Genomic DNA, 12476 nt, shown 5'->3' with positions numbered 1-12476 from the left:
AAGAGGCGAAAAGAGCTCACATATCCACCACCACGCGGCCACGGATCTTGCCCTCGACGATGTCATGCGCGGCGCCGACGATGTCGTCGAAACCGATGGTCGTGGACAGGCTGGCAAGCTTTTGATGGTCGAGGTCCGTAGCGATGCGGCGCCATGCCTCCAGGCGGATCGCCTTTGGCGCCATCACCGAATCGATGCCGAGCAGGCTAATGCCGCGCAGGATGAAGGGGGCGACGCTTGCCGGCAGGTCCATGCCGCCAGCCAGGCCGCAGGCGGCGACCGCGCCGCCATAGGAGGTCATCGAAAGAACATTGGCCAGCGTGTGACTGCCGACCGCGTCGACGCCACCGGCCCAGCGTTCCTTGGCGAGCGGTTTTGCCGGCTGGGCAAGCTCGTCGCGCGAAATCACCTCAGCAGCGCCGAGGTCGATCAGATAGGGACTTTCGGCGCCGCGGCCGGTCGAGGCGATGATATGATAGCCGAGGCTGGACAGGATCGAGACGGCGACCGAGCCGACACCGCCGGCAGCGCCCGTCACCACCACAGGGCCGCGATCGGGGACGATGCCGTGCCGCTCCAGCGCGATGACGCAAAGCATGGCGGTGTAGCCGGCCGTGCCGACCGCCATCGCGTCATGCGGACTCATGCCGTCCGGCAACGGCACCAGCCAGTCGCCCTTGACGCGGGCGCGCGCCGCATAGGCGCCGAAATGCGTTTCTCCGACGCCCCAGCCGTTCAATATGACCTTGTCACCCTTGCGCCAGTCGGCATGGGAAGACGAGATAACGGTGCCGGCAAAGTCGATGCCCGGCACCAGCGGCCAGCGGCGGATCACCGGCGCCTTGCCTGTTATGGCAAGCCCATCCTTGTAGTTCACCGTCGTCGCCTCGACGGCGACTGTGACATCGCCTTCCATCAGGTCGGCTTCGGTCAGGTCGGTCACCGCGACCGATTGTTTCTTTTCGGCGTCGCGCGAGACGAGAATGGCTTTGAAGGTTTCGGACATTTTTTCTCCTCGGGCTTTCGAATGTGTGGCGGCAGGTGGTTGAGGTCAATCGTTCAGGTGTCAGGACCCTGGGCGTTCGGGTCTTGAGGCCGGGCTTCGCGTCGCCAGCCGATGAGTTCGTCGAAGACGACCAAAACCGCACCCACCGAGATGAAGGTGTCGGCAAGGTTGAAGACGGCGAAGGACCAGACCGGCGTGTGGAACAAAATATAGTCGATGACATGACCATAGACCGCGCGGTCAAGCAGATTGCCGAGCGCGCCACCGATGATCAGCGCAAAGCCGATGCGGGCAAGCAGATGGCCGGCCGGGGTGCGGGCCGCGAGATAGAGCACGAAAGCGACAACCAGGGTTGCAATGATCACCAGGCCCGTGTCGCCGAAGGACGAAAACATCGAGAAGGCAATGCCGGTGTTGTAGGTGCGGTAAAGCGCCAGGAACGGCACAAGATCGAGCTTTTCCTGAAAGGGGAGGCCAGTCTCGACCAGGTGTTTCACCCACTGGTCAAGCGCGATTGCCACAACGACCAGAAGCGCGTAGGGGGACCATGATCTGACCCACTGGGATTTCACGATTTGATGCCCTCTTGCTTGACCATGATCTTGTCCGAAAACCGGACGCTTTTCAGGATCATGGTCTAGTCCGGCTCCAGTTTCAGCGCGCCGCGCCGGATCTCGAACAGCATCACGCCGGTCGCCACCGCGAGATTGAGCGAATCGGCGCGACCGGCTTGTGGAATCCTGAGCAGTCTGTCGCAACTTTCGGCGAGGCTGTCGGGCAGGCCCTGCTGCTCGTTGCCCATCACCAGCAGCACCGGGCCTTTGGAAAAATCGACGGAGCGGTAGTCCACCGCGCCCTTCAGATGCGTGCCGGCGACGAGACCCGGAAAGCCTTTTCGCCAGGCAAGGAAGGCTTCCGGTGTCGCCTTGGCGACCGGCACGGCGAAGATTGAGCCCATGGTGGCGCGCACGGTCTCGACGGAAAAAGGATCGGTGGTCTCGCCGACCAGGATGACGCCGCTGGCGCCGACGGCATCGACGGTGCGGATGACCGTGCCGAGATTGCCGGGATCGCGCACCCGGTCGAGCGCCACCCACACATCGCCATCCCGGGCGCGGATGTCTTTCAGCGGCAGGATCTTTTGCGAAAAGACGCCGACCACCATCTGCGGATTGTCGCGGCGGGTGATGGCGACAAGAACCTTTTCCGAAACTTCGAGCACAGTGCCGCCGGCGGCAACCGTGCGCGCCGCGGCCTTTTCCACCGCCGCATTGCCACGTCCGGCCTTGGCGAAAACCAGCGTTCTGATCTGCCAGCCGAGATCGAGCGCATCGATGACCAGTTTCAGTCCCTCGGCCATGAAGGCATTCTGCTGGTCGCGGAATTTCTTGAGCGCCAGCGCCTTAATGTCCTTGATCAGCGGGTTGGCGAGGCTGGTAACCTCTTTCACCTGGCCGACGGCGCGGGTTCCTTCGTGTCCGCTCATTCAAGCCACCCAGCGCGAGAACAGCGAGGTCGACAGCGCCCGCCCGGCGGATTGTTCGCGGATGATCAGTTCGCCGGATTCGACCGTGCCGCCCATGCCGGCGAAAGTGTCGCGCATCAGGGCATGGATGGCGAAGAAGGAGGCGCGGATCGAATAGGCGGTCAGCACCACTGCAAGCGGCCTTGGCGTCAGGATCGAGCGGCAAAGGTCGGTCAGGGCAGGGAGGTCCTCGAACAGCTGCCAGACCTCGCCCTTGGGGCCGCGGCCATAGGCCGGCGGGTCGAACAGGACGATGTCGTAGCGGCTGCCACGGCGTTCCTCGCGCTCGGCGAATTTCACCGCGTCGTCGACGATCCAGCGGATCGGCTTTTGCGACAGTCCGGCTATCTCCTGGTTTTCGCGGGCCCAGCCGATCGCCTTCTTGGAGGCGTCGACATGGGTGACCTCGGCGCCGGCGCGGGCCGCCACCAGCGAGGCAAGTCCGGTATAGCCGAACAGGTTGAGCACTTTCACCGGCCGCTTCGCCGCCGCGATCAGTCCGGCCATGTGGTCCCAGTGCGAGGCCTGTTCGGGGAAGACGCCGACATGGCGAAACGAGGTGAAACGGCCGAGATAGTCGATGCCGTCATGCTTCATCGGCCAGGTCTCGCCGAGCGGCGTCCTGGGGAAGCGCCAGCGGCCGATGCCTTCCTCGTCGGTATCGCCAGTGAAAATGGCGTCGGCACGGTCCCAGTCTTTTACCGGCAGCGCCTTTTGCCAGATCGCCTGGCCCTCGGGCCGCACAATGCGGTAGGGACCGTATTGTTCAAGCTTTTGCCCGGCGCCGCTGTCGAGCAGCGCGTAGTCGGCGTTGGGCGCCACTTCGAGGATTACCGGAAGACGTTCAGCGGGCAGGGCACCGTCGCGGCGGGAAAGGACACGCGGTGCGGCCTTTGGTTCGGAACGGTCCCTCGTCTCGTGGCGCGCGCCCGGTTTTGCATCGGGCCTGGTCGCTGCGTGACCCTCCCGCGGGCGCGCCTGTTCTGCTCCGCTTTTCGCGAACTGCGAGCGGCTATCGCGGCGTTTGTCGCGAAAAGGTTTCAAGACGGAGCATCTCCGGACGGCGGCTTGGCCCGCTTCTGCCACAGCACATCCAGCGGCGCAACAAACGTGGTCGCCGGACAGGGGTTCCCATCAGGCAGTAAGGGAGTAGGGCAGTAGGGCAGTAGGCAAAAGCAGTCCTATTCCCCTATTACCGTACTCCCTTACTCCCCTTGTACACGGCAATGCCGGCGGCGAGGTCCTCGAGGGCCGCGCCGACTGATTTGAACAGCGTGATCTCACCAGGGCTCTGGCGGCCGTTCTTCTCGCCGCGCGCTAGTTCATGCAGATCGGCGACGATGGCATCCACCTTCAGCACGCCGGAAGCCAGTGGCTGGACGATGTCCCCGGCCTCCTTGGTGGCGCCGGCGCGGGTGTCGACATAGACGCGGGCGCGCGCAATCGCATCGTCGTCGCTTTCACGCATTTCAGGCGTGAAGCCGCCAACCAGGTCGACATGGGTTCCCGACCGCAGGAGCGCGCCCCGGATCAGCGGCTTCGTGGTAATGGTTGCCGACGAGACGATGTCGGCTTCGCCAAGTTCGGCGTCGAGATCGCTGGCGGCTTCCGCCGCAAAACCTTCGGCGCGCAGACCCGCCGCGACCTTTTCGGCATTGGCGGGCGTGCGGTTCCAGATGCGGATGGTCTTGATCGGCCGCACCGCCGAATGCGCTTTGGCAAGAAAGGGCGACAGCGCGCCGGCGCCGACCACCAGCAGCCGCGAAGCGTCCTCGCGGGCGAGATAGGAGGCGGCCAGCGCCGAGGCGCAGGCTGTGCGCCACTGCGTCAGCCGCTGGCCGTCGATCATGGCCTCGGGCTCGCCGGTGGCGCCGTCGAGCAGGAGGTAAAGTCCCATCACTGCGGGTTTGCCGAGAGCATTGTTGTCGGGCGAGACGGTGACGATCTTGACGCCGATATGGCCGCCCGCCGAAGTTCCGGCGGCGTTGAAATCGGTCCAGGCCGGCATCAGCAACAGCGTCGAGGCCGCACCGTCGGGCCGTTCGACCGTATGGTGATGCCTGACCGGTTGCACCGCTCCATCGCGAAAGGCGGCGCGCAGCGTCTCGACCAGCCCGGGAAAGGTGAGCGCATGATCGACCTCGGCGGCCGAAATGGTCAGCATCAAAAGCTCCGTGGAGGAAAAAATGCCAAACCGATTTTCAATTCGTTGGCTTCGGCAAGGCTGACCCTTGGGCCGAGCCTTGCGGCACCGAGGGTGCACGGCTGACCGCCTGGCGCAGGTTCTCGGCTTCGACGCCGCGCTGACGCGCCAGCTTGCGGTAGCGGCCCTGCTTGACCCAGGTCGCAAGGCTGCCGACGATCATGCCGATGGCAAGAGCCAGGAACAGGAAGATGAACAGCGGCAGCGTTAGCGTCAGCGCCGGATTACCGGGGTTGAACGGGTCGAGCGTGAAGGCCACCAGCTCGCGGTTGGCGACGGCCAGCGCAATCAGGATGACGGCCAGCGGCACGAAGACCACGATGAGGATGAAGCGATTGAACATGTTTTTTCCGTCGGAAGAACTTGTCGACAGGCTGATTTGCCGCGGATGCGGCGCCTATTTGCCGCCGTTCAGCCTTTCACGCAATTCCTTGCCGGTCTTGAAGAACGGCACCCATTTCTCCTCGACCTCGACGGATTCGCCTGTGCGCGGATTGCGGCCGGTACGGGCGGGTCGGTTTTTCACCGAAAAAGCACCGAAGCCGCGCAATTCGACCCGGTTGCCTTCGGCAAGGGCGTCAGTGATCTCGTCGAAAATCGCGCCAACAATGTTTTCGACGTCGCGCAGGAAAAGATGCGGATTGCGCGTGGCGATAATCTGCACAAGTTCGGATTTGATCATCAGAAGGGTCCCCGTGAAAGCAGTGCGGTCAAAATTATGAGGATGATTTTATTTGCTTTTTTCACTCGTCCCAAACGGCTCCTCAAGGGTGCCAGACGGAAACGAGACCGTCAAGAAACAAGCGGTCCGCTCCGATTTCGTGAATGACGTCGCCGCCATAGTCAGGCAGGCCGAGTGCGCTGCCGATGGTTTTCGCCATCGCCTTGGAGAACAGGAAGCCGCCGCGCGCTTCGGTATTCTTCCACTCGACCACCTTGAGCTTGGCATCGACGCCCTTGGTTGCGAGCCAGTCGATCGCCTCGGTTTCGCCGCCGACCGCGTCGATCAATTTGTTGGTCACAGCCTGCCGGCCGGTGAAAATCGACCCGTCGGCGAGTGCCAGAGCTTGCTCATGGGTCATCTTGCGGCGTTCGGCGACGATGCCGACGAACCAGTCATAGCTGTCGAGAATGAGTTTGCGGACCATGGCGCGTTCGTCATCATTGGTCGGCTTGAAGGGCGAGGGCGAGGCCTTCAATGGCGAGGATTTCACCTCCTCCAGCTTGATACCGAGCTTGTCCATGAGACCGCTGACGTCAGGGTACTGGATCAGCACGCCGATGGAGCCGACGATCGAGGATTGACGCGCGACAATATGATCGGTCGCAGTTGCGATCATGTAGCCCGCCGACGCGGCGAGCGTGCCGACCTGCGCCACCACAGGCTTGTCGGCGGCCAGCTTGCGCACTTCCTCGTAGATCGATTCACCGCCGACGGTGGTGCCGCCCGGCGAATCGATCGACAGGATCACAGCTTTCACCTTCGAGGACTGGCGAATGGTCTCCAGTCGCTTGATCAACTCCTCGTCCTCGGTGATGGTACCCTCGATCTTGACCTTGGCGATATGGTCGACCGCCGTGCCGGTGAAGTCGTCGCCGTAGATCCAGGTCGAAAGGGCAATCAACCCGGCTGCCGCGACAACAAGTGCTCCAACGCGCCAGAATGTCAGCTTGCGGCGCAAGCGGCGGCGGTCGATCAGGTCGTCGGCTCTCAGTGCCATGGTCAGCCTCGTCGTCGGTGGGAAGAGATGCTTTTAAAGCAACCATCCGCGCCCGGCTACCGTTTCCTGACGCGTTTCTGAAGCGCCTGCGTCAAAGACAGAGCCTTCGACATTCGCAAGCCGGGATGTCATAAGGTATCAGCGCCTGCCCAGGCTCTAACGCATTGCGTCCGTATCTGGTATGACGTGCAAGTTGTGCCGGGTCCATTTTCGTTCGCATAGCAAAACCGTCACATTTTTGCGGTTTTCGTCGGCTTGTGCTTGCTTGAGGGCGTTGGCATCCCACCTATAGGGTGCTTGCGGGCAGGGGTTTAGAAGAAACAGTCATGTTAGCCAGACCGATCGAACCTACCAACACCGAGGCGGAGTTGGCACCCCCTGCCGTAGGCCCAACGCGGGGCGACGCCTTCGACGTCGCCCAGCGCCATTCGCGCCGCGTGCGTGTCTTGAAGCTGGCGGTGCCGCTGATCGCGACGGTGATCGCGGTCGCTTTCCCGGTCTATTCCTATCTCGCGGCACCTGTGTCGTTTAAAGTCCAGGCCGACGGCAGCGCCTTTACCAATGGCAAGCTGGTGATGGCCAATCCCAAGCTCAACGGGTTCACCAAAGAGAAGCTGCCCTATTCAATGACGGCCTTGCGCGCCATACAGGATGTGGGCAAGCAAGGCATCATCGATCTGGAAGGTATCAACGCCAAACTGCCGGTCTCGTCCGACAATGTGGCAGCCATCAATGCCTCGCACGGCACCTATGATCGCGACGGCAACACGATGAACCTGACCAGCGATGTCACCATAACCACCACCGACGGCTTGGAGGCAAAGTTCAAATCGGTCTTTCTCGACATGGGCAAAGGCACTATGAAGACGAACGACCCCGTCGATGTCAGCCGTGGCGGGTCGCGAATCATCGCGGATTCGATGTCGATCCAGGACAATGGCAAGATCGTGGTTTTCGAGAACAAGGTGCGTGTCAACATCGATTCCGCCAGCTTGAAGGCGGCAGAGGCAGAGAGCGGAGAAACCAATGCGGCTCACTAGTTCGGCACGGTTCGTGGCCGCGGCTTCGGCATTGCCGATCCTGGCACTGGTCCTGGGAGCGACGCCATCGCTGGCGCAGTCCAAGGCCACCAGCCAATTGTCGGGCCTCAAATTGTCCGGCGACAAGCCCATCCAAATCGAAAGCGACAAGCTCGAGGTCCGCCAGGCGGACAGCGTCGCCGTGTTCACGGGCAATGTAAGCGTTGTCCAGGGTCCGACCGTGCTCAAGGCCGGCAAGATGACGGTCTATTACGTCAAGGACGCCGGCGCCGCGAAGGACGCTGCCGCCAAGGGCGCGGCGGCCGCCGGCGCCGCGATGACCGGATCGGCCAACATCGACCATCTGGAAGTCGACAACAAAGTCTATATCAAATCGGATGACCAGGTCGCCACCGGCGATCGCGGCACGTTCGACATGAAGAGCGAGGTGCTGGTGCTTTCAGGCAGCAAGGTCGTGCTTTCGCAGGGCGACAATGTGCTGGTCGGCTGCAAGCTCACCGTACAGATGAAGAGTGGCCTGGCCCAGGTCGATGCCTGCGGCGGGCGCGTCATGATGTCGATCACGCCGCCGGCGAAATCGGGAGCGGCGAAGAACTGATGGCCGGCCTGTCATCGCTGATGGCGCGTCTACCAGGACGCGCCGCCAGCAAACTCGCGGCCCCGGCCACGGTCACTGTCGATACGGCAAAGTTCAAGGGAACCTTGATCGCCAAGGGCCTGACCAAGAGCTACAAGGGCCGCACGGTGGTCAGCGGTGTGACGATAGGCGTGCGTGCCGGCGAGGCGGTCGGACTGCTCGGCCCCAACGGCGCCGGCAAGACGACCTGCTTCTACATGGTCACCGGCCTGGTGCCGGTCGACGAAGGCACGATCGAGATCGATGGCTTCGACGTTACTTCGATGCCGATGTATCGGCGTGCTCGCCTTGGCATCGGCTATCTGCCGCAGGAAGCGTCGATCTTTCGCGGCTTGAGCGTGGAACAAAATATCCGTGCCGTGCTCGAAGTGGTCGAAAAGAGCCGCAAGGAGCGCGAGCGCAGCCTCGATGAACTGCTCGAGGAGTTTCATATCAGCCATCTGCGCAAGGCCCCGTCGCTGTCGCTGTCGGGCGGCGAGCGGCGGCGCCTCGAGATCGCGCGCGCCCTGGCGACACGTCCCGCCTATATGCTGCTCGACGAGCCTTTCGCCGGTATCGATCCGATCGCCGTTGCCGATATCCAGCAGCTTGTGCGTCATCTGACGGCGCGGGGCATCGGCGTGCTCATCACCGATCACAATGTCCGCGAAACGCTCGGCCTGATCGACCGCGCCTACATCATCCATGCCGGCCAGGTGCTGACCCATGGCCGGGCCGACGAAGTGGTCGCAAATCCGGATGTGCGCAGGCTTTATCTCGGCGAGGGATTCACGCTCTGAGCGCGAAATCCTCTGTCAGTGTGACTTTTCGGGTAACCAGCGGTCAGTTTGTTCAGTTTTCTCGGAGATAACGCTCGTCTGAGCCGGTTTTGCTCGTCGTCGCCTTGACAAGCAAAAGCCGGGCCAGTTTCATGCATGCTAGCGAAAATTCTTTTTCCGGCAGTTCGCGCAAGTAGAGTCCGGATGCGTAGACGGAGCGTTTGAGACCGAACCATGGCGTTGGCGGCAAAATTACAACTACGACAGTCCCAGTCGTTGGTGATGACGCCGCAGCTCATGCAGTCGATCCGGTTGCTGCAGTTCACCCATGTCGAGCTCGAGCGCTTCATCGACGACGAGATCGAGCGCAACCCCTTGCTCGAACGGGCTGAGCCACAGAATGATGCCGCGAGCGACCAGGCGCAGAAGATCGACGCCACGCCGGGCGAGGCCGCCAACGGTGACTGGTTCGAGGCTGAGACGGCATGGAGCGCCGAGGCGATCTCGGAAAAGCTCGATACCTCGCTGGAAAATCTGTTCCCCGACGATCCCGGCACGAGCGAACGGCTCGGTCCCGACCTGACAGCGCAGTGGAAATCGGCGTCCGGCAACGGTTCCAGCGCGTCGTCGTCCGAAGGCTTCGACGCGGCGGACATGGCTGCCGCCGCGATCACGTTGCGCGATCACGTCGGCGAACAGGTCGCGCTGGCCTTCGCCAATCCGGCGGCACGCCTGATCGCTGGTGAACTTGCCGATGGCCTCGACGAGGCAGGCTACATGCGCGCCGACATGGCTGAGATCGCCGCCCGCCTCGGCACGAACGAAGCAGTGGTGGCGAAGGTGCTGGCGGTCTGCCAGGCCTTTGAACCGGCCGGCATCTTTGCTCGCGACCTCGCCGAGTGCCTGGCGCTGCAGCTTGCCGTTCGCGATCGGCTCGATCCCGCGATGAAGGCCTTGATCGCCAATCTCGAACTCTTGGCGCGGCGCGATTTCCAGACGCTGAAGCGAATCTGCGGGGTCGACGAGGAGGATCTGCTCGACATGTTGGCCGAGATCCGGGCGCTCGATCCGCGCCCGGGGATGGCGTTTTCGAGCGGCGCCAGCGACGCAATCGTCGCCGATGTCGAGGTGCGGGCGGCCAATGATGGGAGCTGGACGGTCGAGCTCAATGCCGAGACGCTGCCGCGCGTGCTGGTCGACCATATCTATTTCGCGCAGGTTTCGCCGCATGCCAAAAACCAGACGGAAAAGGATTTCCTGGCCGAGTGCCTGCAAAACGCCAATTGGCTGACGCGGAGCCTCGACCAACGGGCAAAGACCATCCTCAAGGTCGCCTCCGAGATCGTGCGCCAGCAGGACGCCTTCCTCGTGCATGGCGTGCGTCATCTGAAGCCGCTCAACCTGCGCACGGTGGCCGATGCCATCGGCATGCACGAATCGACCGTCAGTCGGGTCACGGCGAACAAATACATGCTAACGCCGCGTGGTGTGTTCGAACTGCGCTATTTCTTCACCGCCTCGATCGCGTCGTCGGGCGGCGGCGATGCGCATTCGTCGGAAGCGGTGCGCGATCGCATCAAGCAGCTGATCGACGAGGAAAAGCCCGTCGATGTGCTTTCCGACGATGCAATTGTTGACATGTTGCGGGAAAGCGGCGTCGATATCGCCAGGCGCACGGTCGCCAAGTACCGGGAAGGCATGAACATTCCCTCATCGGTGCAGCGGCGGCGCGAAAAACGCGCGCTGGCCAGTGCCGGGCGCTAATTCGACTTCCCACAGGCGTCGGATTTCCACAGTCTTCGCGCTTCATTGACAAGCTGCAATGAAGTGGCTAGAAGCCCGCCCGCATGAGGCGGGCTTGATGCCCGCAAGCGAATGGTCCGTCACGACGTAGGCCACGGGACGGCCAAGAAGGCGGCTTGTGATCAACCGGAAAGTTCGGATTTAAAATCGGCGCCAAGTGACGCCGCAAAGCTTGTGCGCACAGACCACGAGTATAAACTCGGGACAGTTTGAAGCCTGAGCAAGGAAGGTCAGTTTTCAGATGAAACTGCGCGTATCGGGAAAACACATGGATATCGGCGATGCGTTCCGTACGCGCATCAACGACCGTGTCGGCGAGGCGATCGGCAAATATTTCGACCGCGGCTTTTCGGGACATGTCACGGTCATCAAATCGGGATCGCGCTATTCGGCCGACTGCATGATTCGGCTGGATTCCGGCGCTTCGCTGCAGGCGACCGGCGATGCGCAGGATCCGACGCTGGCTTTCGAGGCCGCGGCGGATCGGCTCGAAACCCGCCTCAGGCGCTATAAGCGGCGCCTGAAATCGCACAATTCAGGCGGTTCCAACGGCGAGCTCACCGATATCGCCTATACGGTGATGGCGCCGCTTGCCGACGACGATGAGGATATTCCGGAGAATTTTGCGCCGGCCATCGTCGCCGAATCGACCATGACCCTGCAAACGATGTCGGTGGCGTCGGCCGTCATCGAGCTCGACACCAAGGAGAGCCCGGTTTTCGTCTTCCGCAATGCCGGCAACGAGCATCTCAACATCGTCTATCGCCGGCCGGACGGGAATATCGGCTGGATCGACCCATCTACGACTAAGGTCGCCCAGGGATGACGACCAGGGTCGCACAGGGATAAGAAGCCGGCCGCGCGAGGGGGCGAGGACTGGCGGCGGCAGGCGAACAAGGGATTTTCAAGCATGGATCTGAGCGATCTTATCAGCGTTCCGGCGATCATGCCGGCGTTGAAGGCGAACTCCAAGAAGCAGCTTCTGCAGTTATTGTCGGAAAGAGCGGCGGCGATTTCCGGCATTGCGGAGCGCGAGGTATTCGACACCATCCTGCAGCGCGAGCGGCTGGGCTCGACCGGCGTCGGCAATGGCATCGCCATTCCACACGGCAAGCTGGCCGGAGTGAAGCGGATCGCAGGCGTCTTCGCACGGCTGGAGACGCCGGTCGATTTCGAGGCGCTGGACGACCAGCCTGTCGATCTGGTGTTTCTGCTGCTCGCGCCTGAAGGCGCCGGCGCCGATCACCTCAAGGCGCTATCGCGCATTGCGCGGGTGCTGCGCGATGCCGACACGGTGGCCAAGATCAGGGGCACGCGCGACGCCGTCGCAATCCATGCGCTGTTGTCGGACACGCAGGCCTCGCACGCAGCCTGATGTTCTGCTTGATGGCTAGTTGTTTTGGTTAAAAACCTGTTGAGGGCCGCCGCGGGCGGCCCCGTCCGTTTCCAACCCGATCGCCTTGCTTGATCTTGTCCGAAAAGTCTGCAACTTTTCGGGATCACGCTCTAGTGAATGGCGACGGTGGTCAGGTCGTTTTCCATGGCGCCCGCCAGCGCCCGTTCGCGGGCATCGGAAAGCAGGATCGGCTGGCCGTTGGCGGCAAACAGCGCCCACAGTTCCAAGCCGGGCGCGATTTCGCCGAGGCCCGGGAAGCGGCCGCGCAAATCGTCGCTCGACACTTTCCTGAGATAGGCGACCGAGCCTTCGCCGAGATGGGCGAATTCGCCATTGGTCATGGTGAGATTTTCGTCAGTTCTGGTCATTTCAAGCCTCCTTGGCGCG

Annotated in this window: 15 protein-coding genes; 6 read left to right on the top strand and 9 right to left on the bottom strand. The window is 62.4% G+C overall.

Annotation, left to right across the window (positions count from 1 at the left end):
- Positions 1–16 precede the first annotated feature (16 nt).
- The 8 genes from OHD62_RS12375 to sppA form a co-directional block, all read right to left on the bottom strand.
- Entirely contained in the window at positions 17–1006 is a 990-nt protein-coding gene (locus tag OHD62_RS12375; RefSeq protein WP_263783006.1) for an MDR family oxidoreductase, read from the bottom strand.
- 53 nt (positions 1007–1059) lie between these two features.
- Positions 1060–1578 (bottom strand): signal peptidase II, encoded by a 519-nt coding sequence (gene lspA / locus OHD62_RS12370; RefSeq protein WP_263783005.1) that lies wholly within the window; start codon positions 1576–1578, stop codon positions 1060–1062.
- A 65-nt stretch (positions 1579–1643) separates the two neighbouring features.
- Entirely contained in the window at positions 1644–2492 is an 849-nt protein-coding gene (locus OHD62_RS12365) for a TrmH family RNA methyltransferase (protein WP_263783004.1), read from the bottom strand.
- Positions 2493–3575, bottom strand: a complete 1083-nt coding sequence (locus OHD62_RS12360; RefSeq protein WP_263783003.1) for a class I SAM-dependent rRNA methyltransferase — start codon at positions 3573–3575, stop codon at positions 2493–2495. It abuts the gene before it with no gap.
- 148 nt (positions 3576–3723) lie between these two features.
- On the bottom strand, positions 3724–4695 hold the full coding sequence (locus OHD62_RS12355) for an ornithine cyclodeaminase family protein (RefSeq protein ID WP_263783002.1): 972 nt from the start codon (positions 4693–4695) through the stop codon (positions 3724–3726).
- Positions 4696–4732: 37 nt separating this feature from the next.
- Positions 4733–5077, bottom strand: a complete 345-nt coding sequence (locus OHD62_RS12350) for a DUF1049 domain-containing protein (protein ID WP_263783001.1) — start codon at positions 5075–5077, stop codon at positions 4733–4735.
- A 54-nt stretch (positions 5078–5131) separates the two neighbouring features.
- A complete protein-coding gene (locus OHD62_RS12345) occupies positions 5132–5416 on the bottom strand; it encodes an integration host factor subunit beta (protein WP_006200394.1) in 285 nt (94 codons plus the stop codon).
- 82 nt (positions 5417–5498) lie between these two features.
- Positions 5499–6455: a signal peptide peptidase SppA gene (gene sppA, locus OHD62_RS12340; RefSeq protein ID WP_263782965.1), complete on the bottom strand. Its 957-nt coding sequence runs from the start codon at positions 6453–6455 to the stop codon at positions 5499–5501.
- A gap of 326 nt (positions 6456–6781) precedes the next feature.
- On the opposite strand from sppA, the gene lptC reads away from it, so the two are divergent.
- The 6 genes from lptC (at position 6782) to ptsN (ending at position 12068) form a co-directional block, all read left to right on the top strand.
- The gene (gene lptC, locus OHD62_RS12335; protein ID WP_263782964.1) at positions 6782–7495 is read left to right on the top strand and encodes an LPS export ABC transporter periplasmic protein LptC; all 714 of its coding nucleotides are present in this window, start codon (positions 6782–6784) and stop codon (positions 7493–7495) included.
- The gene (locus tag OHD62_RS12330; RefSeq protein WP_263782963.1) at positions 7482–8093 is read left to right on the top strand and encodes an LptA/OstA family protein; all 612 of its coding nucleotides are present in this window, start codon (positions 7482–7484) and stop codon (positions 8091–8093) included. The genes lptC and OHD62_RS12330 overlap by 14 nt, the downstream gene beginning before the upstream one ends.
- Entirely contained in the window at positions 8093–8911 is an 819-nt protein-coding gene (gene lptB / locus OHD62_RS12325) for an LPS export ABC transporter ATP-binding protein (RefSeq protein WP_263782962.1), read from the top strand. The genes OHD62_RS12330 and lptB overlap by 1 nt, the downstream gene beginning before the upstream one ends.
- Positions 8912–9124: 213 nt before the next feature.
- Complete coding sequence (gene rpoN / locus OHD62_RS12320; protein ID WP_263782961.1) at positions 9125–10654, top strand: RNA polymerase factor sigma-54; 1530 nt, start codon at positions 9125–9127, stop codon at positions 10652–10654.
- 280 nt (positions 10655–10934) lie between these two features.
- On the top strand, positions 10935–11519 hold the full coding sequence (gene hpf, locus OHD62_RS12315) for a ribosome hibernation-promoting factor, HPF/YfiA family (protein WP_263782960.1): 585 nt from the start codon (positions 10935–10937) through the stop codon (positions 11517–11519).
- 84 nt (positions 11520–11603) lie between these two features.
- Complete coding sequence (gene ptsN / locus OHD62_RS12310; RefSeq protein ID WP_263782959.1) at positions 11604–12068, top strand: PTS IIA-like nitrogen regulatory protein PtsN; 465 nt, start codon at positions 11604–11606, stop codon at positions 12066–12068.
- A 131-nt stretch (positions 12069–12199) separates the two neighbouring features.
- Here the strand turns inward: ptsN and OHD62_RS12305 are convergent, their stop codons facing one another.
- Complete coding sequence (locus tag OHD62_RS12305) at positions 12200–12457, bottom strand: DUF1150 family protein (RefSeq protein WP_263782958.1); 258 nt, start codon at positions 12455–12457, stop codon at positions 12200–12202.
- Positions 12458–12476: the final 19 nt, after the last annotated feature.

Source organism: Mesorhizobium sp. YC-39 (assembly GCF_025753795.1).
GTDB lineage: Bacteria > Pseudomonadota > Alphaproteobacteria > Rhizobiales > Rhizobiaceae > Mesorhizobium.
This window is presented reverse-complemented; position numbering and strand designations above follow the sequence as displayed.